Here is a 22,929-nt window from a genome sequence, read left to right as displayed (position 1 = left end):
GGGGGGGGGGGCCCCCCCCCGCGAACTGGTGCTGGCGATGGAAAAGATCGGCCGCATCGTCAACGGCCAGAAAGGCACCATCAGCATCAACGGTCACACCGATGCGCGTCCCTTCCGCGGTGCCAGCTACGACAATTGGCGGCTGTCGACGGCGCGCGCGCACTCGGCCTATTACATGCTCGTGCGTGGCGGCGTCGATGAACGCCGCATCACCGAGGTTGCCGGCTTCGCCGATCGCCAGCCCAAGGATGCCGCTGATCCGCTGTCGGCGGCCAACCGCCGCATCGAGATCCTGATGGCGACCGGCGGATGAAACGGGCGGCGCTCACCAGCCGTATGATAGGCCTGTTGCTGCTGGCCACGGCTTGTCCCTCTGCGGGCCTCGCCCAGGACACGCTGCAGCCTTATCAGCTGGTCCGCTCGCTGCAGCTCGTTCAGGACCGCATCGCGGCCGGCGATCATGCCGCGATGCCGATGCAGGCCAAGCTGCTCGAGATGACCGATGCGCGGTTGCGCGCGGCGGACGCCGAGGATTTCAAGGATCCCAAGAATTTTCGCGCGTTGCTGGTCTACGGCATGAGCGGCGGCAATCCGGTGACCGTCGAGGCGGCCGTATCGCGCGCCGCCTCCGATCCGCGGAACCTTGCCATGGCCAAAGGGGTGATCGACTATCTGAACGGCCGGCCAGGCGAGGCGATCGAAGCCCTGAGGCCGATCAACCCGATGACCCTGCCAGGCGACCTCGGCGCGTTCCTCGCTTTGGTCAAAGGGTCATTGCTTGCCACGGATCAGCCGGCGGCCGCACTCACGCTGCTCGATGAGGCCAAGCTGCTCAGCCCCGGCACTCTGGTCGAGGAAGCGGCCTTGCGGCGCTCGGTCGGCATTGCCGTGACGCAGGGCGACGCGGCGCGGTTCGCGCTTGCCTCCACCCAATATGTCGAGCGCTACCTCTATTCGCCTTACGCCAGCCAGTTCGCCGACTCCTTCGTCTCCGGCGTCATTGCACTGCATATGTCGATCAGCCAGGACAAGCTGGCCGACATCACCTCGATGATGGACCCCGAGCGCGAGAAGGTGATCTATCTGCGTATCGCGCGCCGCGCCGCGATTGACGGCATGAGTGACTTGTCGGCCTTCGCCTCGGCGCGGGCCGAACAGGGTCGCGACGGCAACACCAATCAGGACGATCCGCGCGCCCTGCTCTATTCCAGCCTGTCCACGGTGACCTCCGATACGATCGAGGACGTGCGCACCAAACTTGGCAAGATCGACCGCAGCAAATTATCGGACGGCGACCGGGCCTTGCTCGACGCGGCCCAGGCGATCGCCGGCGAAGTGGTGGCGCCGCCTGCTTCCCTTCCGGTCGCAAATCCGGCGCCCGCGCCGGCCGTACCATCGCCCGAACCCGAAATTGCGGCCGCATCGACCACGGATGCCGCCGGATTGCCACCCGTCGAGGGTGCCGTGTCCGAGAAGCCGGCCTTGGCGCCCCTGGCCGCTGCGCCCGCTGCGCCGAACACGTCCGCGCCGGCAACCGACGCGGCAACCGTCCTGCCGGCATCGGCCCCGGCGGTCGCGGCCAGCGCCGACACGACAGACCCGACCGACGCCGCCATGACGAAAACCCGTCGACAGCTAGACCTGATCGACCAGATGCTTGGAGCCGCCCCGAAATGACCCCCAGCCTCGGCCCGGCCCTGCCAGGATTTACCGCCGCGCGCACGGCCGAGCAGCCGGCCCCGTCCGGAAAGAAGGACCACACCGGGTTCGGAGAGATGGTGCACGGCGGCGCAAGCCCTGCCCATTCGGAGAAGCAGCCACCGGCCGAGCCAGGGTCCCGCGATCCGCGGTGGAGCAAGCTTGCCGCGGAGCTTGCGGCAAAGGCAGGCGAGGACGAGCCCAGGCCCGCCGGCAAGGCAAGGACCACGCCGAGCGGATCGTCTGCCGCGAAATCCATGAAGGACGGCAAGGACGCCGGGACGGACAAGGATGCCGATGCCGACGCGCCGGCCGCCGAATCGGGCGCGACGCCGCTCGACGAGCATCTAGCGCTGCTGATGGCGTTTCATGACCTGCGCCATTTCTCGACATCGGCCAAAACGGCCGACCAGAGCGCGGCCGGAACGGAACAGGACGCCGCGGTCGTTGGACAGCTTCCGCCGAAGGCCTATCGGCAGAAATCCGCCGCCGGACGTGACGGTCTCGAACCCATGGCCAAGCCCGAGCGGGTATCGCTGGTCGACGGACCGTTGACGAAACTCGACGGCCAGCTCATTCGTGATGCCGCCGGCACGCCCAAACATGACAGTATGGTCACGGCCGGCCCCTTGCCCGAGGCGCCTGCGGACGTGCCGGGCGTGGAGACGAAGCAGGCGGCGCCGCAGTTGAAATCGATCGCCGATCTCCAGTCCGCGTTGCGGTCCGAGCCGGGAAAACAGCAGTCGGCGGCTGCACGCATCGACGTCGTTTCCGAGCGCAGCTTCCCCGCGCCGCCGCAGGCACCGATAAGCCAGGCAGCCCTGAACGTGATCGGCGCCATTTCAGCCGATGGCGGTCCGAACCAGGCGCTTTCCACGGCCTCCGCGACCGCTCAGCTGACAGGCTCTGTTGCCGTTCCGACACATGTGTTGAAGATCGAACTTCACCCGGCCGAACTGGGCATGGTGACGGCCCATCTTCGGCTCTCCGGAGAACAACTGTCGATTGAATTGAAGCCCGAAACACACGATGCCTATCGCCGGCTTTCCAGTGACAGCGAGGCGATCGTCAAGTCGCTGCGCGGGCTGGGCTTCGAGGTTGACAAGGTCACCATCCTGCAACCTTCGGTAGCAATTCCCTCTACAACCCGCACGGATGCAACCGCCTCGATGAGCGCTGCACCCGGCCGCGATCCGTCATCCTTCCAGCCCGGAAATTCCGGCGGCGGCAACAGTGGAACCGGCGGCCAGCAGTCAGGTCAGCAATCCGCAAGGGGTAATCATGATGAAGCGCAAGCACATGGCCGCGCCGCTTCGCCTTCTCGCGAGCGCGCTGGCGGCGGTGTTTTTATCTAGCCTCGCGAGCAGCGCAGGCGCCGCCACCAATCCTTGCGAACCCGAGATCCTGCGTGCCGCCGACCGCTATGGCGTGCCTGCCGGCATCCTCTATGCCGTCGGGTTGACGGAAACCGGAAACAAGGGCAGCCTTCAACCCAATGCCTTGAATATAGAGGGAAAAGCAGTCTTCCCGAGAAGCCGGGACGAAGCGCTTGCCGCCTTCGCCAACGCCCAGCGCGAGGGCAAGACGCTGATCGATCTCGGCTGCATGCAGATCAACCATCACTACCATGCCTCGCATTTCCGCAGCGTCGAGGACATGCTCGACCCGCGCCAGAACGTCGACTACGCGGCACGCTTCCTGGCCAGCCTCCATGCACGCCATGAGACCTGGTCCATGGCCGTCGCCCGCTATCATGCCGGACCCGACAACGACCCGGCGCAGAAGGTCTATGTCTGCAGGGTGATCGCCAACATGGTGGCCACCGGCTTCGGCAAATGGACCACGAACGCACGCGCCTTCTGCAACCCGTAAGCGCATTTTCCACTTCTAATACATCTGTCCCGTGGCTGCGAAGCGATCGATTCGACTTGGCCGAGACTTGGGCCCCAAGCATATCTGGCTGCACGCTAATGCAACCGATACGATTCCGGACTCCCAAGAAACTAGTTACAAGAAATGACGGTTGTTCAGGATTCCCGCCAGCGGATACGCCTTTCCCCACGGGGCAAATGTGCTGATTCGGAGGCGGGGCCGATGATCGTTATCGTTGACGAGCGAGAGCTCGTGACAGAGGGCTACAATTCACTTTTCGACCGCGAGGGGATCGCCTGCGCCGGGTTCGCGCCGGGCGAGTTCGGCGAGTGGGTCAACTCGGCCGCCGACACCGATCTGCGATCGGTGCGGGCCTTCCTGATCGGCGACTGTCGCGACGGCGCGATCTCGCCGCGCCAGATCCGCGACCGCACCGGAGCTCCGGTCATTGCGCTCAGCGAGCAGCATTCGCTGGAAAACACGCTGCGGTTGTTCGAGAGCGGCGTCGATGACGTCATTCGCAAGCCGGTGCACATCCGCGAAATCCTGGCCCGCATCACCGCCATCCGCCGCCGCGCCAGCGAGGACGTCGCCTATACCGAGATCGGCGCCATGCGCATCTTCATGGACGGCCGCGATCCCGAGATCGACGGGCAGCCGCTGCCCTTACCGCGCCGCGAGCGCCGTATCCTGGAATATCTGGCGAGCAACCGTGGCCGCCGCGTCACCAAGACCCAGGTGTTCAATGCCATTTACGGCATCTTCGACGAAGAGGTCGAAGAGAACGTGGTTGAAAGCCACATCAGCAAGTTGCGCAAGAAACTGCGCGAGAAGCTGGGCACCGACCCGATCGATTCCAAGCGCTTCCTCGGCTACCGGCTCGTGTTCTGATGCGGCACCGCGCCAGCCTCGCGCAAGACAGGACGCGTAGCCTCGAAGCCAGTGGCATGGATATTGCGGAGACATCTCGATGAGCCTCTACGGAATGATGCGGACCGGCGTTTCGGGCATGAACGCCCAGGCGAACCGCCTGTCGACGACAGCCGACAACATCGCCAACTCCGATACCACCGGCTACAAGCGGTCCTCGGCCGAATTTTCGACATTGATCATGCCGTCGACCGGTGGCGCCTATAATTCCGGCGGCGTCACCACCACGATCCGCCAGGCGGTCAGCGATCCGGGCGTACTTCAATACACGACCTCGGTCTCCGACCTTGCCGTCAGCGGCGATGGTTTCTTCGTCGTCCAGGATCCAAGCGGCACGCCTTTCCTGACCCGCGCCGGCGCCTTCGTTCCCGACGCACAGGGCCGGCTGGTCAATGCCGCCGGTTTCCAGCTGATGGCCTACAGCTACGCCAATGGCACGCCGGCGGCCACGGTGAACGGCTTCGAAGGTCTCGAGCCGGTTGTCATCTCCGACCAGGGACTGACCGCGACGCCGAGCACCCAAGGCAATTTCAGCGGCAATCTGCCGGCAGGTGCGACACCGGTCGCTGCCATCAACCTGCCCAGCACGAACTCGGCGGGAGCGCAGTATACTTCGAAGTCGTCGATGGTCGCCTATGACAATCTCGGCAACAAGAAGTTGCTCGACGTCTATTTCACCAACACCGGCGCAGGCACCTGGGAGGTGGCGGTCTTCGACCAGTCGAAGGCGACAGCCGGAACTGGCTTCCCCTACGCTGCCGGCGGCGCCCTGGGCACGGCCAACCTGACCTTCGATACCACCACCGGCAAGCTCACCGGCACCCCGACCGGCATTTCATTCACCGTACCGGGCGGCGCCAGCCTTGCCCTCGACCTGTCAAAGCTGACCCAGCTCGGCACCGGCTTCACCGTCACCGACGCCCAGGTGAACGGCAACGCGCCGAGCACCATCGACAAGGTGCAGATCAGCAAGGACGGCACCATCTACGCCCAGTACAAGGATGGCACCTCCAAGCCGCTCTACAAAATTCCGCTGGCCGACGTGCAGAGCCCTGACCAGCTCAAGGCGCTGCCTGGCAATGTCTACGCGCAAGGCACCGACTCCGGTGCGATCCGTGTCGGCTTTGCCAACGAAGGCAAGGCCGGTTCGATCATCTCGGGCGCGCTCGAAAATTCCAACGTCGATATCGCGGAGGAATTGACCGACATGATCGCGGCCCAGCGCAGCTACACCGCCAATTCCAAAGTCTTCCAGACCGGTTCCGACCTGATGGACGTCCTTGTCAACCTGAAGAGATAAACCGGGCTTCGCCCGTGAAAGACCAGCATGTCGCTTTCCTCCGCACTGAGCATCGCCCAATCGGCGCTTCTGGCCACCTCGCGGCAGACAAGCGTCGTCACGCGCAACGTGGCAGACGCCGACAATCCGAACTATTCGCGCCGCATCGCGCTGGTCACCAGCACGACGCCCGGCGCGCGTTCGGTTGATGTCCAGCGTGCGGCCAACGACCTGCTGTTTCGCCAGAACCTCGGCGCTCTGTCCGCCTATGCCGGCCAGAGCGCGCTCTACAACGGCATGGATCAGCTCGACGTATCGGTGAATGGCGTCGACAACGCCTCCTCGCCTTCGACAGCGATCGGCAATCTGCAGCAGGCGCTGCAGCTATACGCCACCTCGCCGTCCAACCAGAATCTTGGCTCGAGCGTGATCGACGCGGCCAAACAGGTCGTGCGGTCCCTCAATGAAGGCTCCAAGGCCATTCAGGATTTTCGTACCCAAACCGACGGCCAGATCGATACCGCCGTCAAGGATCTCAACTCGCTGCTCAACCAGTTCCAGGATGCCAACACCGCGGTCATGTCCGGAACCCGTTCAGGCACCGACGTTTCCGATGCGCTCGACCAACGCGACGCATTGTTGAAGAAGATCGCCAATTACATTCCGGTGTCGACCTTCACGCGTGGCGACAACGACATGGTCATCACCACGGGTGACGGCACGACATTGTTCGAGACGATCCCACGCACCGTCAGCTTCGCCCCGTCTTCGGGGTACGCCGCGGGTGCGGCCGGCAACACGGTCTATATCGACAACGTACCGGTCTCGGCGGGCAGCGGCGGCAACACCACCGCCAGCGGCACCATTGCCGGCCTGCTGCAATTGCGCGACGGCGTCGCCTCGACCATGCAGAGCCAGCTCGACGAAACCGCGCGCGGCCTGATCACCGCCTTTGCTGAAACGGCACCGTCGATGCCCAATGCGGCGGGCCTGTTCACCTGGTCGGGCGCACCGGCGGTGCCAGCCGCGGGCACGCTCGTCGACGGCCTTGCTGGAACGATCAAGATCAATGCCGCGATGGATCCCAGCACCGGCGGCAACCCGACATTGCTGCGCGATGGGGGGGCCAATGGCGTCGCCTACGTCGCCAACACCACTGGCGGGGCTTCATACTCCAACCTTCTGGTCGCCTATGGCGACCAGCTCGACAAGCCGATGACGTTCGATCCCTTGGCCGGGATTTCGGCAACCTCCAGCGTTGCCGACTACGCCGCCAATTCGATCGGCTGGTTGCAGGGCGTTCGTCAGCAGGCTTCGACCGCCGCCGACGCCAAGGAAGCCCTGGCACAGCGCAGTGCCGATGCCTTGTCCAACGCAACGGGCGTCAATGTCGATCAGGAAATGTCGCTGATGCTCGATCTCGAGCACACCTATCAGGCATCCGCCCGGATGATGAAGACCATCGACGACATGATGACGGCGCTGTTGAGCGCGGTGGGATAAGCCATGACCTTTGTCTCCTCTGCTGCCCTTACGAATGCCATGCGCTATCAGCAGATGCGCATGCAGGCCGATCTCGTCAAAGCCACGAAAGAGTCCTCGACCGGCAAGGTCGCCGATGTCGGTCTGGCACTTGGTGGGCGTACCGCCCAGTCCGTCACCTTTTCGCGCGACCTCGACCGGCTCAACGTCGTTGTCGATTCCAACGGACTGGTGGCCGCCCGGCTCTCATCCACCCAGACCTCGCTCGGCCAGCTCTCCAGCGTCGCGCAGACTTTCCTGTCCAGCCTGACCACCGCGTCGTCGGGCGACAACTCCGACAGCCTGACCCAATCGACCGGCCAGACAACGATCCAGCAGCTTACGTCGATCCTCAACACCAGCGTCAACGGCGAATATCTGTTCGCTGGCACCAACACCGACGTCAAGCCGATCAACGATTTCACGGCCGCCGGCTCTCCCGCCAAGGCTGCCTTTGACGCCTCCTTCGTCGCCAAGTTCGGCTTCCCGCCCAGTGACCCGGCCGCGGCCAACATCACCGCGGCCCAGATGGACGATTTCATCACCAACGATGTCACGCCCCAGTTCCTCGGCGCGGGCTGGCAGACCAACATGTCGAATGCGACCGACCAGCAGATCGTCAGCCGCATCGCGCTCAACGAAACCACCGAGACCTCGACCGGGGCCAACAGCGACGGCATCAGGAAGCTCGCCATGGCGGCGGCCTTGGTCTCCAGCCTGATGTCCACCAACATCAGCCAGGCGGCGAAGGACACCATCATCGACCACTCGCAGAAATTGGTCGGCGAGGCGCTGAGCGGCATCGCGCAGGTCCAATCCCAGACCGGCATCGTGCAGAAGCGCGTCTCCGATGCCAGCGACCGCATGAAGACGCAGATCGACCTGTTCGAACGCCACATTCTGGATCTCGAGGCAGTCGATCCGGCGGAAGCGGCGACCCGCGTCGCCAATCTGACGCAGCATATCGAGACGTCTTTCGCCCTGACGGCGCGCCTGCAGCAGCTCAGCCTGTTGAATTACCTGACCTGACACCTCCAGCGGAACGGTAGAGCCACCGATGTACCAATTCTCCTACGCCGACGTTCAGAGCACCTCCGTCGCGGACGCCAAGGACCGCGAGCGGGACCTCCTGACCCGCTCGATCGACATGCTGTCGGCCGCCGCCGCGGCAGGCCAGCATTCGATGGAGGCGGTGGAGGCGCTGCATTTCACCAATCGCGTCTGGACAACCTTCGTCGAGGATCTCGGCTCCAGCGACAATGCACTCCCCAAGGAGTTGCGCGCCAACCTGATCTCCATCGGCCTGTGGCTGCTGCGCGAGGCCGAGGACATCCGCCAGGGCCGCACCGACAATTTCGAGGGGCTGATCGAAGTATCCCAGATCATCCGCGACGGCATTCAATGACCAACACGTTGAAGTTATCGCTGAAGCCCAATGAGAAGATCTACATCAATGGCGCGGTCATCCGCGTCGACCGCAAGGTCACCATCGAGCTGATGAACGACGTGCAGTTCCTGCTCGAGAGCCATGTGATCCAAGCAGACGACGCGTCGACGCCATTGCGGCAGCTCTATTTCATCGTGCAGGTCATGCTGATAAACCCCGCTGGTGCCGACAAAGCGCGCGAGATGTTCCGCCGCTCGCTGCCACTGCTCATTGCAAGTTTCGAAGACGCCGAGATCGGCAGCGCGCTGAAACAGGTCGACCGCATGGTCGGCGAGGATCACATCTACGAGGCCTTGAAGGCGATCCGTTCGCTTTATCCTCTCGAACGCCGCGCACTTGGCGGCAATGACGATGTTCCGGGCGCCGCGCGCCCGCTGGCCGTGGGAGCACGATACTGATGACCGTGGACATGACGACGACGGTGCCGGTTGGCGCCAACCAGACCACCACGTCGACCTCGAAGACGGCGGTCGACTATCAGTCCTTCCTGAAGCTTCTGATCGCGGAGATGAAGAACCAGGATCCGACCAAACCGATGGATTCGACGGCGTATGTCGCCCAGCTCGCCACCTTCTCCCAGGTCGAGCAATCGGTGCAGACCAACACCAAGCTCGACCAGATCATGCAGTCCTCGGCGCTGTCGCAGGCCGACGCTCTCATAGGCCGCAACATCACCTCGGCCGATGGCAAGACAACGGGCACGGTGGCGTCGGTGACGCTTGGCAGCAACGGACTGATCGCGGTGTTGCAGGATGGCACCACGGTCCCTGTCGGCGCGGGCGTGTCGATCAAGCCGGCGAGCTAGGCCAACCGCCGACATGAATGAGGCCGACGCACTCGACATCGTCCAGTATGCGGTGTGGACGGTGCTGACCGCATCCGCTCCGGTGGTCCTGGTCGCCATGGCGGTCGGCATTGGCATCGCCTTGATCCAGGCGTTGACACAGGTCCAGGAAATCACCTTGACCTTCGTGCCCAAGATCGTCGCCATCATGCTGGTGGTGGCGCTTACGGGTCCCTTCATCGGCGGCCAGATATCGGCCTTCACCAATGTCATCTTCGAGCGCATCCAGAACGGTTTCTGAGCGATTTCCAGCAAGGGTGCTCGACGCTTCCGCCCAGATTTGCGCCGGGATGGAACGCAGCTAGCAGGCGTCCGGGTTGCGGCTAATGCATGTCGCCCGGAAGTGGTTCCCGGTTCCGGAACAACGACGTGCATAGAATCAGAAGCTTACAGCAGGTCGGGCGAATCCGGTTCGCCGCGACATGCTGTGGAGTGCCATTCAGGGCGCGACGGTTTGCGGTGGCGGCGCCAGCGTGTGGCCCTTCGCTATCCCCTTGTTGGACCATGATCTTCCCTGCAAGGCATTCGCCCTTTGCGCCGCGATGCCATAGTTTCGGCAAATCATGCGGGGAAACGGATTCCCGCAAGGATCAGCGCGCCGTGGCAGGAACCCATCCATGATTGACGAGAAGCCGGATAGCGAAAGCGTCTCGGCGCTGGCGCCGTTCCGGCATGGCATCTTCCGGGCCGTATGGGGCGCGAGCCTCGTCTCCAATTTCGGCGGCTTGATCCAGGGCGTCGGCGCCGCCTGGATGATGACCACCATCGCCACCTCGCCCTATCAGGTCGCCCTGGTCCAGGCCTCGACCACCTTGCCGATCATGCTGTTCGCGCTTGTCGCCGGCGCCATCGCCGATAGCTTCGACCGCCGCAAGGTGATGCTGGTCGCCCAGACCTTCATGCTGGTCGTTTCGGTGCTTTTGACCGCGTTCACCTATTTGGACCTGATCACGCCGTGGACGCTGCTGGCCTTTACCTTCCTGATCGACAGCGGCACGGCACTCAACAGCCCGTCATGGCAGGCCTCCGTCGGCGACATCGTTCCGCGCAACAAGGTGCCTGCCGCCGTGGCGCTGAATTCCATGGGCTTCAACCTGACACGCAGCGTCGGCCCGGCAATCGGTGGCATCATCGTCGCGGCCGCCGGCGCGGCCGCGGCCTTCGCGGCGAACGCGGTGAGCTATGTCGGGCTTATCGTCGTGCTGGCACGCTGGAAGCCGGATCTACCGGCCTCGACCTTGCCGCGCGAGTCATTGGGGGCCGCCATGGGCGCCGGCCTGCGCTACGTCGCCATGTCGCCGAATATCGGCAAGGTGCTGGTCAGGGGCGCCGCCTTTGGCTTCAGCGCCGGCGCGGTGCTGGCGCTGCTGCCGCTGGTGGCGCGCGATGTGGTCAAGGGCGATGCGCTGACCTACGGCATCATGCTGGGCGCCTTCGGCATCGGCGCCGTCGGCGGGGCGCTGATCAGCGTGCGGCTGCGGCAGCTGCTCTCCAGCGAGACGATGGTGCGCTGTGCCTTCGCCGGCTTTGCGGCCTGCGCCTTCAACGCCGCCGTCAGCCAGCATGCCTGGCAGACCTCGCTCGGCCTGCTGGTCGGCGGTGCCTGCTGGGTGATCGCGCTCTCGCATTTCAACGTCACCGTGCAGATGGCGACACCGCGCTGGGTGGTCGGCCGGGTTCTGTCGGTCTACCAGACCGCAACCTTCGGCGGCATAGCACTGGGCAGCTGGATCTGGGGTGTCGTCGCCGACGCGCATGGCGCCGAGACGGCGCTGATCGCCGCGGCCATCGCCATGCTGGCCGGGGGCGCCATCGGCCTCGTGCTGCCGCTGCCGCAACAGCAGGTGCTCAACCTCGACCCGCTCAACCGCTTCAAGGAGCCGCACCTGGCACTTGACCTGAAGCCGCGCAGCGGTCCGATCGCCATTATGATCGAATACATCATCCGGCACGAGGACGAGGCGGAATTCCTCGCCACCATGGCCGAGCGCGGCCGCATCCGCCGCCGCGACGGCGCCCGCAACTGGACACTGGCGCGCGATCTCGAAAATCCGGCGATCTGGATCGAGCACTACCACACGCCGACCTGGCTCGAATATGTCAGGCATAACGGTCGCATCACCCAAGCCGACGCCATGGTCGGCGAACGCTTGCGGGCGCTGCACTCGGGCAACGAGCCGCCGCGCGTGCGCCGCGTCATCGAGCGTCCGACGACCGCCGGCACCGCGTTGGTGATGGCCAAGGGGCCGATCGAGCACTGACGAATTCAAGGTTCGCGGCGCCTACCCCTCTCCCGACAGGTCCCGGCGGGCCTTTTCGAGTTCCTCGGCATAGCGCCGCATCAAATGGCCCTCGGTCAGCAGCCCGAGCACGATGTGGTCGGCGAAGTCCTCGACCACGGCCAGTTCCTCGGCGCCGGCGCGCTGGAAGGTCTCGGCGGCGGCCTGCACGTTCATGCTGGGCACCAGGACGGCATCCTTGTACTGGGCAAGGTCGCGCACCGGCACCTCGCCCCCGGAGGGATCGCTGTGCAGTTCGGCCACGATCAGCACGCCGACATACTCATCCCCCGGGTCGACGGCGATCACGCGCTGGGCCGAACCCAGCGGGAATTCCTTGCGGAAGGCGGCCAGCGTCGTCGACGCATCGACGGTCTTGATGTCCTCGCGCATCATCGAGCCGACGGTCAGGCTGCGCATCCAGCCGACATCGTGGGCGCTGCGGATCGTCTCGCCGCGCAGGTGGAAGCGCCAGGTCGAGAACGAATAACCGAAGGTCTCGCGCACCAGGATCGCCGCCATGATCGAGGCGGCCAGCACCACGCCGGTGAGCGTCAGGTCGCGGGTCGATTCCAGCGCCAGGAAGGTCATGGTCAGAGGCCCACCGACGACGCCGACGGCAAGCGACGTCATGCCGACGACGGCGGCGACGGAGGGATCGATGCCGGTCGCCGGCGACACGAGCGCCATGACACCGGCGAACGCCTTGCCGAGCAGCGCACCAAGGAACAGCGAGGCGAAGAACAGTCCGCCGCGAAAGCCCGAACCCAGTGAGATCGCCGACGCCGCCAGCTTCAGCACGAAGACGCTGGCCACCACCGCCAGCCCGTAATTCATGGCGAACTCGCGATGCAGCGCGCCGTGGCCGCTGGACAGGACCTGCGGCGTGATCAGGCCGAGGAGGCCGACCAGGACACCACCGATGACGGGGCGCAGCGAGGCGTCGACCGACAGGCGGTTGAACCCGCGCTCGATCAACGTCACCAGTTGCATGATGGCGATCGAGGCAGCACCGCCAAGCAGGCCGAGCAACAGGAAGGGCACATATTGGCTGGCGGTGAGTTGCGGCAACCCTGAAAGCTCGAGCGGAAAGGGCACGCCGCCGAACACTTCCGCCGTCAGCGACGCCGAGATCGCGGCCGTCATGACAGGGGCGACATTGGCGACCGAGTAGATGCCGATGACCAGTTCGAAGCCGTAGAAGGCGCCAGTCAGCGGCGCGTCGAAGGCGGCCGATATGGCGCCGGCGGCACCACAGCCGACCAGGATGCGGACGTCGTTGCGGCGCAACCGGAAAGCGCGCGCCAGCCGTGAGGCGACGCCTGAGCCGACCTGCGTATAGCCCGCCTCCAGACCGACCGAAGCGCCGAAGCCGCTGGAAATCATCGTCTGCACGACGATGATGAAGGTATCGGTCAGAGACATGCGCCCGCCATAGAGCGCGTTGGCCTCGATCGGATCGACCGGCGTGCGGAATTTCCGGAGCCTCAGCCAGACCACCGATATCCCGAGCAGGACGCCGCCGATCGCCGGGATCAGCGCCTGTATCGGATTGGCGAGCGAGAACATGCCAGACAGGCGCCCGCCGGGCTGGACGCCGAACAGCAGCCCGTGCAGGTCCTGTACGATCTGGCTCATCGCGGTGACCAGTATGCCAGCCATGACGCCGATAACGCCCGCCAGCATGACGACGGCGATACCGCGCGCCTCCAGCAGAGGGACTGACCTCAAAAGAACCGCGCGCAGCCGGCGGGCGTAGACTTGGGGTTGGTTTCTGGAAAGCACCGGGGCGGCTCGCCGATATCAAGGCAAAGGAAGACCCGCCTGATACGCCGGGCGGCACGTCGTGACAACCACAATGCCGACATCAAAGGCGCCATTATGGCCGCGAAACCGCCCGATCCGGCCTTTCCCGCTTTGGGCCGACGGGGCCGCCCGCCAGTTGCGAACTAACCGTGCCCTTTCAGCACAATGCGTACACCGAGCCGGAGCGCGGCAAGGATCCGGGCGCCGGACCGCTCAGGTCGGCATGGCTTCGCCGGCCTCGTAGAGCACGAGATTGCGCTCGCCGATGCCGAGCCCCGGCCAGCTCGCGCGCCAGTCGGCAAGATGCGGCGAGCGGAAATGCGCATCCAGGGCCGGTCTGGCGCGCCACACCTCGGTGATCCGGATCAAACCGGGATCAAGCACATCCTGCGCATAGGAATATTCAAGGCAGCCGTCCTCGGCGCGGCTGGCGCGAACCATGCGCTCCATCACCGGCCTTGCCTCGTCGAGCCTGTCGGGCGGCAGGCGGATCGTACCGATGATCAGCAGCATGAGGTGTCCTTCGCGAGAGAGTCGATTCCGTCACTCTCCCACCCTCGCGCAAGCTTGGCCAGCTACCCTCGCCGGGCTGTCGCATGCTCGGCAGCCCAGGGTTTCGAGGACGAGAATGGCGATCAGCGAAAGCATCCAGCCCGGCGCGGTGGCCAAGAACGGCCGCGACGTCTTCTTCGCGCTCGGCATCGTCGTCATCCTGGCCGTGCTGTTCCTGCCGATCCCGGCCTTTCTCATCGACATCGGGCTTGCCTTCTCGATCGCGCTTTCGGTGCTGATCCTGATGGTGGCGCTGTGGATCCAGCGGCCGCTCGATTTCTCGTCCTTCCCGACCGTGCTGCTCATTGCCACCATGCTGCGCCTGTCGCTCAACATCGCCACCACGCGCATGATCCTGTCGCACGGCAATGAGGGCACGCACGCCGCCGGCTATGTCATCGCCGGCTTCTCCAAGCTGGTGATGGCCAGCGATTTCGTCATCGGCCTGATCGTCTTCATGATCCTGATCGTGGTGAACTTCATCGTCATCACCAAGGGCGCCACCCGTATCGCCGAGGTCGGTGCGCGCTTCACCCTCGACGCCATCCCCGGCAAGCAGATGTCGATCGACGCCGACCTCTCCGCCGGCATGATCGACGACAAGACCGCGCAACTGCGCCGCCGCGAACTGGAAGAGGAATCCTCCTTCTTCGGTTCGATGGACGGCGCCTCGAAATTCGTCCGCGGCGACGCCATCGCCGGCCTCATCATCACCGCCATCAACATCGTCGGCGGCATCGCCATCGGCTACATCAGGCACGGCATGGGCATGGGCGAAGCCGCCGACGTGTTCATCAAGCTGTCGGTCGGCGACGGTCTCGTCACCCAGATCCCGGCGCTCATCGTCTCGCTCGCCGCCGGCCTGCTGGTCTCCAAGGGCGGCACGCGCGGCTCGACCAACCAGGCCGTGTTCGGCCAGCTCGGCGCCCATCCGCGCGCGCTCTACGTGGCGGCCGCACTGCTGGTGTTGCTCGGCCTGATGCCCGGCCTGCCGCTGTTCCCGTTCTTCGCGCTCGCCGCCGGCATGGCCGGCCTCGGCTATGTCATTCCAATGCGCCACAACCGGGCCGTCGCCGAGGCCGAGGCGCTGAAGAGCCAGGAAAAAGCGAGCAAGGCCGAGGAAGAAAAGAACTCGGTCAAGGCCTCGCTCGCCACCGCCGAGATCGAACTGCTGATCGGCAAGCAGCTTTCCACCCGGCTCCTGGTCTCGCACCAGGAACTGGTCTTCCGCATGTCCAAGATGCGCAAAAAATTCGCCCAGCAGTATGGCTTCGTCGTGCCGGAAGTGCGCGTCGCCGATGACTTCGCCATCCCGCCGAAAAGTTACCAGATCAAGGTGCACGGCACCGTGGTCGCCGAATATTCGATGCGCGTCGGCGAGATCATGGTGCTGCTCGGCAACCGCGACATACCCGAAATCCCCGGCGAGGAAATTCGCGAGCCCGCCTTCGGCATGCGCGCCTACTCCGTCATGGAAACCTTCGCCGAGGATCTGAAGCGCGAGAACTTCACCTTCGCCGACAACATGTCGGTGCTGCTCACCCATCTCTCGGAAGTCATCCGCAACAACCTGCCGCAGCTCCTGTCCTACAAGGACATGAAGGCGCTGCTCGAACGCCAGGACCAGGAATACCGCAAGCTCGCCGACGAGATCTGCACCACCCACATCTCCTATCCCGGCCTGCAGGCGGTGCTCAAGCTGCTGCTTGCCGAACGCGTCTCGATCCGCAACCTGCATCTCATCATCGAGGCCATCGCCGAGATCGCGCCGCATGTGCGCCGCACCGAGCAGATCGTCGAGCATGTGCGCATCCGCATGGCCCAGCAGATCTGCGGCGATCTCTCCGAAGGCGGCGTGCTCAAGGTGCTGCGCCTCGGCAACCGCTGGGACCTTGCCTTCCACCAGAGCCTCAAGCGCGACGCCAAGGGCGAGGTGCGCGAATTCGACATCGATCCGCGCCAGTTGGAGGAATTCGGCCAGGACGCCACCAAGGCGATCAAGAAACACCTCGAAGCCGGCGAGCGTTTTGTCCTCGTCACCGCGCCCGACGCCCGCCCTTATGTGCGCATGATCATCGAGCGCCTGTTCACCACGCTGCCGGTGCTCTCCCATGTCGAAATCGCCAAGGGCGTCGAGATCAGGGTGCTCGGGACCATATCGTGAGCGTTCTCTCTCAGGCCGTCGTCATCGCGGCGTTCCTCGCCTTCTGCCGCATCGGCGCCTGTTTCATGCTGATGCCTGGCCTGTCCAGCGCCCGCGTCCCGGTCCAGGTCAGGCTGTTCGTCGCGATCGCCGCCACCGGCGGCCTGCTTGCCTTCCTGTGGGACAAGATCTTTCCCTTCGTTGATCCGCGTCCGCAGATCCTGGTGCCGATGATCATCTCGGAGTTGCTGGTCGGCGGGCTGATCGGCGCCATGACCAGGCTCTACATGGAGGCGCTTCGCTTCATGGGCTCGGCCATCGCCATGCTGATCGGCTATGGCGGTTCCGGCGGACCGGCGATCGAGGAACCGGAGCCGCAGGCAGCCCTTGCCGCCATCATTTCGTTCTCGGCGCTGCTGATGCTGTTCGTCTTCGACTTCGATCACGAGATCGTCCGCGCCCTCGTGGCGTCCTACACGGTCGCGCCGGTCAACGTCTTCTTCAACCCGCAGGCGGCGCTGGTCGACATCACCGACACCGTGTCGGACACTTTCTTCCTGGTCATCCGCCTCGGCAGCCCGTTCGTCGCCTATGCCATTCTCGTCAATCTGACGATCGGCTTCGTCAACAAGCTGACGCCGCAGATCCCGATTTATTTCATCTCGCAGCCCTTCGTCATGGCCGGCGGCATGCTGATCTTCTATTTCGCCGCCGGCACCATGCTGTCGCTGTTCGTCGACGGCTTCGTCGACCTCACGCTGGCGAGGTGACATGAGCACGCGCAAGGATCGTCTGAGGAAACTGGTCAAGGTGCAGGGACAGCTGAAAGCCCTGCACGAAACCCGCCACGCCACCTTCGTCGCCGCGGCAAGCGCCGCCGAGACCGAGGCCCGCGAATTGATCGGCCATTTCGACCAGGACAATTCCCTCTCTAGCCTGTTCCCCGATCTCTATCATCGCCGCATCGCCCAGGCCGTCGTGCGCCAGGAGGAGAGCCTGGAAGGCGCGAGACAAGAAGCCGCCCTCATCGCCGCGGCAACCGCCCGCACGAACATGGTCGAGCGCGCCTACAGGGACCTGCGCAACCGCGACGAGCGCGAGAGATCAGACCGCGAGCGGCTGGACCTGATCGCGCAGAAGCGGGGACAGGAGTAATTGGCGGAGCCGGAACGTTGCCCGAACTCATCAATGTTGCGTAGAGAGTCCATCCGCCTGCCGGCTAACGTCCATGCTTACTTCCGTAACCAGCTTGCGGCGAAGGGCCATCACATAGTCACTCGGTCCCTTCGGCGTTATAACGAAGGCTTGGGAGCCGCCAATGACCGATTTGGCAAAATAGGATGCCAACGGTTGATCGGGATCCTCATCCTGCGTTGGAACGGCAATCGCGTTGATTGTATACCCCTTGGCAACGGCGTTCAGCCTGCTCGGCTGAACAGGAAGCCCATCATTATTCTCGCCGTTGGCTGAGATGTCGATTACTTTCTTTGCTGCCGTTCCCGGAAACTGGTCGAGCAGAAGGGCACCGACATCAATAGCCGACGATACGGACGTTCCGCTCCGCCCCCGACGGGCGAAGCCGGTATCTCCTTTCTTGCTGATCACCGATGCGGCCGCTCTGGCGTCTTCCAGCCCGCAGATGTTTGTCCACGGCAGCACGACGCGTGAGTGTCCGGGACTTGACCACTCAAAGTAGGCAACGCTGATGCAGCCGACGTAATTGCGCGCGATGGCGGCGATGATCTCTGGAGAAGTAAGTGCCGCAGCATGACCTTCGCGCTGTAGATCGGCGACCTTTGGATCGACCGAGGATGAGAAATCGACAGCGAATACTACGGCAACATCGACGTTGGCCGCCCAGGCCTGCGGCGCCCAAACCACCGAAGCTCCAAGTGTCCCTACCAGCGCCAAAAATAGGCCGGCACGCTTTGCTGGCCCTTCGGCTGACCGCTCTGTCCCCGATATCAGGGTACCCCTGCATATCGCGCACGCCTGCTCGCGAAAAGAGGCCGCTACGGACAGGGCACCTACGCCCCGATGCATACTACCCAACATGTCATTCTCCACCTCAAGACGGGCATTCTCAAACAGTTACTTTTCAACATGTGGAAATCTCGCGAAGAACCTTGCTCCGCGCGCCGAGCAGCAGCAGATCCGCCTTGGTCCATAGAAGGTAACAGCCCAGCAAACTCAGTTGCATGGCGAGCGCCGCGAAGGACTCGCCCAACCAGACCCGCGGGAAGGTCCCCCCCTAACTCGCCGGACCTAGACAATCCTGCATCACGGCAGCGCTTGAGGGTGGGCCGCTACTGTTTGCGAAGCGTTAGTTTTGAGTTAGAATTTCGTCAGGCGGGGAGAGCAAATGCAAAATGAAGATAAGGACGAGACAAATAGAATCTCACTCTTCGGTGGTTTCAGGATCGAAAATGCCATGGCGGATTCGCTCCGGCTGACAGGAAAACGAGGGCCTGCGATCATCGCTTATCTGTCCCGGTCTCCAGGCATGGCAGCGACACGGGAGAGGCTGGCTGATCTATTCTGGAGTGACAGCGATAGCGAACACTCCCGCAACAGTCTGAGGCAAACCCTCAGTATTCTGCGCCGGGATTTATCGCGGGCAGGCGTGAATCTTATCCATTCCCGCGGGGAATCGATTGGCCTCACGCCAGACGCGGTTCGGGTTGACGTGGACGAGTTCGAAGCAGGCCTCACGGCCCGTTCTGTGCCGGAACTCGAAAAGGCTCTGGCGAACTACAACGGGCCGTTCCTCGACGGGTTTTATCTGGGAAGCGATGGGTTCGATGGCTGGGTCACATCCGAACGCGACAGATTGCTGAGCCGCGCACTTGAAGCTTTCGAAAAATTGGCCCGTCTCGTTGACACGGAAACCGGAATCATACTGGTCGATCGCGTTCTCGTCATGGAACCGACGCGGGAAGAGGCCTATCGGCTCAAGATGGAATTACTGCTTGCGTCGGGTCAACGCGACAGGGCGATCAGGACATACGAAGTTTGCAGAAGCATGTTGAAGAAAGAGTTCGGGGTCGAGGTCGGCCCGGAAACGCGAGCGCTTTGGCAATCCATGCTGTCTACCGATACGGCGTCGAATACACAGTCGGCAAATACTGTTCCAGCCAACCAGCGCCACGGGCGCCCATCGATCAGCGTTGCCGACTTCATCAATCTGACCGGAAAGCAAGGCGACGACTTTTTCTCCAAGGGGCTCATGCAGGACATCACCACGGCTCTTTCCGAGGTGGCCGATTATGTCGTGCTCTCCGCACAGCCGCCTGCGGAGAAAAGTGGTGCCGAAGGAACCAAGATCCCGGGAACGCTCCGTGCGCGATACGTGCTTAGCGGCAGCGTCCAGAGATCGGGCAATGGGCTGAGGGTGAACATCCAGCTTGTCGATGCCGCTGGCGGCCACAACGTCTGGGCCCAGAAGTTCGACGGGCAGTCCGAGAATGCGCTCGAATTCCAGGACAGGATCGCACAGTCTGTTGTCTTGGCCGTGATCCTCGACCTTCAACTGACCAACTGGAAAGTCCGCGACAAGAGTCCGCCTGGTCCCCCCGAAGTGCGCAGGTTGGTGAACGAAGCTTTGATGAAGTATTTTGAGATGACCCGGGACTCGCTTCTGATCGGGCTAGAACTTGCCGAGAAAGCTGTCTCCATAGGCGCCGACAACGCGCGTGCGAAGCGGACGCTCTCGATCATAATTTCAATGGGCGTGGCGTTCGGCTCGTTACCCAGGGAGCCGGGCCAGATCGAGCGGGCGGTCGAGCTTGCGGCGGCGTCGGTACGGGCGGTGCCTGACGACGAAATTGCCCGCTGCATCCTGTCATTCGCGCTCGAAAGCTGTGGCCGCATCGACGAAGCGATCGCCGAATGCCAGCACGCGATCAGTCTCAATCCAAGCTATCCGACCGGCCACGGCGACATTTCGATGCTGTTGGCATTGCGCGGAGAGGTAAACGAAGCAGTGCGTGAGGCGAACGAGGCAATCCGGCTCGGAACGCATGACGTCATCGATTTCTGGCGTCATCATGGCTTGGTTGTCGCACTGTTTGCGGGCGGCGACGATCGGCGGGCGCTCGAAGTCGCCCGCAGGGTGGTCAGGACAAAGCCGGGATTTGTTCGCGGCGCCCTTTACTGGGCCGCGTCCGCGTCGGCGACCGGAAACAACGAAGAAGCCTCTAGGGCCATACACCATTGCCTGTCACAACTTCCCCATCTCAACCTGGGCAATGTCTGCCCCGGCTTTGTGCCTCGCTATGTGAAGGATCATCATCACGCGAGATTCCTCGAAATGCTGTCGAGAGCTGGCCTTCCTGCTTCCTGACGAAAGGTGGCTAGACGGCTTGGACCCGGAGAAACCAGATCAAGCCCGCCTCCGCAAGCCTGCCACAAGCTTGTTGAGGCATGGTCCTGGCTAAGGAAACCCGGCAAAAGGCGGACCTTCTTGGCGATTTCTCCACCCAGCGACATCGTGATGGATGTCGTCCGAGCTGCCGATCCGATGGATATCGAGGCTGCCCGCGCCGCGCTGACCAAGCGCGCCGGCAGCGTCGCCGGCACGTTTTCGGTCGACACCGCGGCTTCGGTCGATGCCGGCTCGATCCTGTCGCGCGCGACGGCGGACAAGGCCGCCGCAACAGCCGACCCGGCCAAGAAGTTCAAGAAGTTCGAGGCGATGGTCCTGCAGACCTTCATCCAGAACATGCTGCCCAAGGACACCGAGGGCGTCTATGGCACGGGTCTCGCAGGCGACATGTGGAAATCGCAGCTCGCCGAGCGTGTCGCCGACGTCATGGCTGACCGCGGCGGCATCGGCATCGCCAAGTCGCTGCTCGCCGACCACTACATGGACGGCAAGCGCAAGATTCCGATCGGCCCGATCTCGAATGGGCCGGAAAAAACCGAGATCGATCAGCAGACCCGTCTGTCCGCGTCGCTCGTCCAGGAGCTGCAGCGCAAAGCCGCCAAGTCGATGACCGGCGACGAGACAACCAAAAAAACAGACATCAAGATCTAGGACTGGGAAACACATGGCCGACTCTTCGGAATTCACCGCCAAGCTGCCCGCGCGCACCACCGCGTCGGAGGCACCGACTCCTTTCGCGCGGCCTGGAAACCTTGCCGCCATCATCGGCCGCATCGAGGAGGTGGTCGAGGAAGAGACCGCCGGCATCCGCAGCGATACAAGCTATGACCTCAAGGCGTCGAACGCCCGCAAGAGCCGCTATCTCTACGAGCTGACCCGGGCCATGAAGGGCGGCAGCGAAGCCGAATTCCTCGAGCAGCACCGCGAGGGCCTGACCCGGCTGCGCCAGAAGCTGGCGAAGAACGAAGCCGCTATCCTGGCGCATCTGAGCGCCGTCAACGAGGTCGCCAGCCTGCTGCGCAGTGCCATCCAGCGCGCCGAGACCGACGGCACCTACTCCGCCGGCGAGTTCGGCAGGATGAAAGGTTAGAGCGCGGCAATGCCGAGCTCGCGTTCAAAATGATCAAGGTCATCGCCATAGCGGTCTGGATCTGCGCCGCCACGCTCGGCGCGGTGTTCTATTCGTTCCAGGCCGCCGGTGAACAGGGCGTCGGTGAGAAACCCAAGCCGATGCTGGGCGGGCTGGACTACGTCAAGACCGACATCATTTCGGTGCCGCTGATCCACGACTCCAAGATCGACGGCTATTTTCTGGCCAAGCTCGTCTACACCGTCGAGCCGGAGCAGATAAAGAAGCTGTCGATCCCGGCCGAGGCGCTCATCACCGACCAAGTCTACACCTATCTCTACGCCAACCCCCAGATCGACTTCACCAAGAAGGCGACGCTCGACCTCGATGCCTTTCGCGCCACGATCCGCGACACGATCAACACCCGGGTCGGCGCAACCCTGGTCCATGAGGTCCTGATCGACCAGGTCAATTTCCTGAGCAAGGATGAGATCCGCGATAACTGGCTGCGTCGGCGGCAGGATGCCAGCACCCAGGCGACCGAGACTCCCAAGCCGGTCAGCGCGCACTAAGCTATCGGCCCGGTGCCGGAGGCCCTAGAGCAGTCGGCGTTGGGGCCAATCCCTGCAATTCGCGTTGACGTAAACGTCAATCCGAAGCTATATGCGGCAGCGATCATGATCGCCAGTGATGCCGCATGAACTTCGGCTGGACCGAAGTGCGTAGCGTGACAGATGCAACCAGACAGGGAGAACAGCGTGAGCGTTCAGGATATAGCCGAGAAGATCAAGTCGCGCGTGGCCAGCAGCGGCTTCGACCGTTCCGTGAAGTTCGACACCGGCAGCGACGGCGTCATCGTCATCGACGGCGCGGCCGTCTCGACCACGGACGCTCCCGCCGACTGCACCATCAAGCTGTCACTCGACGATCTGGATTCGCTGATCGCGGGCGACCTGAACCCGACCATGGCGTTCATGACCGGCAAGATAAAGGTCGAGGGCGACATGAGCGTCGCCATGGCGCTGAGCCAGTTGATCGGTTGACAGGCACGACTTCGAGGTAAACGAAACGCCGCCTTTTCAGGCGGCGTTTCGTTTGAAGGGCA

General features: G+C 63.6%; 24 protein-coding genes. 21 read left to right on the top strand and 3 right to left on the bottom strand.

Annotated elements, in window-relative coordinates:
• The 13 genes from LB555_RS20015 to LB555_RS19955 all read left to right on the top strand — a co-directional run.
• Positions 1–313: OmpA family protein (locus LB555_RS20015; protein WP_224683567.1), on the top strand; the 313-nt coding region annotated here is incomplete at its 5' end.
• The gene (locus tag LB555_RS20010) at positions 310–1,677 is read left to right on the top strand and encodes a chemotaxis protein MotC (RefSeq protein WP_224683566.1); all 1,368 of its coding nucleotides are present in this window, start codon (positions 310–312) and stop codon (positions 1,675–1,677) included. The genes LB555_RS20015 and LB555_RS20010, both read left to right, overlap by 4 nt.
• Positions 1,674–3,053, top strand: a complete 1,380-nt coding sequence (locus LB555_RS20005) for a flagellar hook-length control protein FliK (RefSeq protein WP_224683565.1) — start codon at positions 1,674–1,676, stop codon at positions 3,051–3,053. Before LB555_RS20010 ends, LB555_RS20005 begins: the two co-directional genes overlap by 4 nt.
• A complete protein-coding gene (locus LB555_RS20000) occupies positions 2,983–3,570 on the top strand; it encodes a transglycosylase SLT domain-containing protein (protein WP_181171169.1) in 588 nt (195 codons plus the stop codon). The genes LB555_RS20005 and LB555_RS20000 overlap by 71 nt, the downstream gene beginning before the upstream one ends.
• 222 nt (positions 3,571–3,792) lie before the next feature.
• On the top strand, positions 3,793–4,461 hold the full coding sequence (locus LB555_RS19995) for a response regulator transcription factor (protein WP_015315897.1): 669 nt from the start codon (positions 3,793–3,795) through the stop codon (positions 4,459–4,461).
• 79 nt (positions 4,462–4,540) lie between these two features.
• Positions 4,541–5,800, top strand: a complete 1,260-nt coding sequence (locus LB555_RS19990) for a flagellar hook protein FlgE (RefSeq protein WP_140661810.1) — start codon at positions 4,541–4,543, stop codon at positions 5,798–5,800.
• A gap of 27 nt (positions 5,801–5,827) precedes the next feature.
• The gene (flgK, locus tag LB555_RS19985) at positions 5,828–7,282 is read left to right on the top strand and encodes a flagellar hook-associated protein FlgK (protein WP_015315895.1); all 1,455 of its coding nucleotides are present in this window, start codon (positions 5,828–5,830) and stop codon (positions 7,280–7,282) included.
• Between the two features lie 3 nt (positions 7,283–7,285).
• The gene (locus tag LB555_RS19980) at positions 7,286–8,329 is read left to right on the top strand and encodes a flagellar hook-associated family protein (protein WP_015315894.1); all 1,044 of its coding nucleotides are present in this window, start codon (positions 7,286–7,288) and stop codon (positions 8,327–8,329) included.
• 28 nt (positions 8,330–8,357) lie between these two features.
• Complete coding sequence (gene flaF, locus LB555_RS19975; protein ID WP_015315893.1) at positions 8,358–8,705, top strand: flagellar biosynthesis regulator FlaF; 348 nt, start codon at positions 8,358–8,360, stop codon at positions 8,703–8,705.
• A complete protein-coding gene (gene flbT, locus LB555_RS19970) occupies positions 8,702–9,145 on the top strand; it encodes a flagellar biosynthesis repressor FlbT (RefSeq protein WP_224683564.1) in 444 nt (147 codons plus the stop codon). The genes flaF and flbT overlap by 4 nt, the downstream gene beginning before the upstream one ends.
• Entirely contained in the window at positions 9,145–9,552 is a 408-nt protein-coding gene (gene flgD / locus LB555_RS19965; protein WP_140661809.1) for a flagellar hook assembly protein FlgD, read from the top strand. The genes flbT and flgD overlap by 1 nt, the downstream gene beginning before the upstream one ends.
• A gap of 13 nt (positions 9,553–9,565) precedes the next feature.
• A complete protein-coding gene (fliQ, locus tag LB555_RS19960; protein WP_013893193.1) occupies positions 9,566–9,832 on the top strand; it encodes a flagellar biosynthesis protein FliQ in 267 nt (88 codons plus the stop codon).
• Between the two features lie 376 nt (positions 9,833–10,208).
• Complete coding sequence (locus LB555_RS19955; protein WP_140619434.1) at positions 10,209–11,852, top strand: MFS transporter; 1,644 nt, start codon at positions 10,209–10,211, stop codon at positions 11,850–11,852.
• 21 nt (positions 11,853–11,873) lie between these two features.
• Here LB555_RS19955 and LB555_RS19950 read toward each other — a convergent pair whose 3' ends face one another.
• Together LB555_RS19950 and LB555_RS19945 are read right to left on the bottom strand one after the other, a co-directional pair.
• A complete protein-coding gene (locus LB555_RS19950) occupies positions 11,874–13,655 on the bottom strand; it encodes a chloride channel protein (protein ID WP_224683563.1) in 1,782 nt (593 codons plus the stop codon).
• A 234-nt stretch (positions 13,656–13,889) separates the two neighbouring features.
• Positions 13,890–14,189 (bottom strand): putative quinol monooxygenase, encoded by a 300-nt coding sequence (locus LB555_RS19945; RefSeq protein WP_015315888.1) that lies wholly within the window; start codon positions 14,187–14,189, stop codon positions 13,890–13,892.
• 115 nt (positions 14,190–14,304) lie between these two features.
• Between LB555_RS19945 and flhA the strand changes: the two genes are divergently transcribed.
• The 3 genes from flhA to LB555_RS19930 are packed head-to-tail and all read left to right on the top strand — an operon-like array spanning position 14,305 to position 17,526.
• On the top strand, positions 14,305–16,392 hold the full coding sequence (gene flhA, locus LB555_RS19940; RefSeq protein ID WP_015315887.1) for a flagellar biosynthesis protein FlhA: 2,088 nt from the start codon (positions 14,305–14,307) through the stop codon (positions 16,390–16,392).
• Complete coding sequence (gene fliR, locus LB555_RS19935; RefSeq protein WP_140619428.1) at positions 16,389–17,141, top strand: flagellar biosynthetic protein FliR; 753 nt, start codon at positions 16,389–16,391, stop codon at positions 17,139–17,141. Before flhA ends, fliR begins: the two co-directional genes overlap by 4 nt.
• Position 17,142: 1 nt before the next feature.
• A complete protein-coding gene (locus LB555_RS19930; RefSeq protein ID WP_140619426.1) occupies positions 17,143–17,526 on the top strand; it encodes a hypothetical protein in 384 nt (127 codons plus the stop codon).
• A 30-nt stretch (positions 17,527–17,556) separates the two neighbouring features.
• Here the strand turns inward: LB555_RS19930 and LB555_RS19925 are convergent, their stop codons facing one another.
• The gene (locus LB555_RS19925; RefSeq protein WP_224683562.1) at positions 17,557–18,426 is read right to left on the bottom strand and encodes a DUF1194 domain-containing protein; all 870 of its coding nucleotides are present in this window, start codon (positions 18,424–18,426) and stop codon (positions 17,557–17,559) included.
• Between the two features lie 307 nt (positions 18,427–18,733).
• Here LB555_RS19925 and LB555_RS19920 point away from each other — a divergent pair, with 307 nt between their 5' ends.
• From LB555_RS19920 to LB555_RS19900, 5 genes are all read left to right on the top strand, one after another.
• Positions 18,734–20,713: a BTAD domain-containing putative transcriptional regulator gene (locus LB555_RS19920; protein ID WP_224683561.1), complete on the top strand. Its 1,980-nt coding sequence runs from the start codon at positions 18,734–18,736 to the stop codon at positions 20,711–20,713.
• Positions 20,714–20,833: 120 nt separating this feature from the next.
• Positions 20,834–21,406 (top strand): rod-binding protein, encoded by a 573-nt coding sequence (locus LB555_RS19915; RefSeq protein ID WP_181172903.1) that lies wholly within the window; start codon positions 20,834–20,836, stop codon positions 21,404–21,406.
• A gap of 13 nt (positions 21,407–21,419) precedes the next feature.
• On the top strand, positions 21,420–21,845 hold the full coding sequence (locus LB555_RS19910) for a hypothetical protein (protein ID WP_140713433.1): 426 nt from the start codon (positions 21,420–21,422) through the stop codon (positions 21,843–21,845).
• Positions 21,846–21,874: 29 nt separating this feature from the next.
• Positions 21,875–22,396 carry a hypothetical protein gene (locus LB555_RS19905; RefSeq protein WP_140721409.1) on the top strand — a complete coding sequence of 174 codons (522 nt, stop codon included), beginning with the start codon at positions 21,875–21,877 and terminating at the stop codon, positions 22,394–22,396.
• A 186-nt stretch (positions 22,397–22,582) separates the two neighbouring features.
• Positions 22,583–22,867 (top strand): SCP2 sterol-binding domain-containing protein, encoded by a 285-nt coding sequence (locus LB555_RS19900; protein WP_224530278.1) that lies wholly within the window; start codon positions 22,583–22,585, stop codon positions 22,865–22,867.
• The last annotated feature ends 62 nt before the right edge of the window (positions 22,868–22,929 follow it).

The sequence above is a fragment of the Mesorhizobium sp. BR-1-1-10 genome, from assembly GCF_020165595.1.
In the GTDB taxonomy this organism is placed as follows: domain Bacteria; phylum Pseudomonadota; class Alphaproteobacteria; order Rhizobiales; family Rhizobiaceae; genus Mesorhizobium; species Mesorhizobium australicum.
Note: the sequence above shows the minus strand (reverse complement) of the source record. Positions and strands in the feature narration are given on the sequence as shown.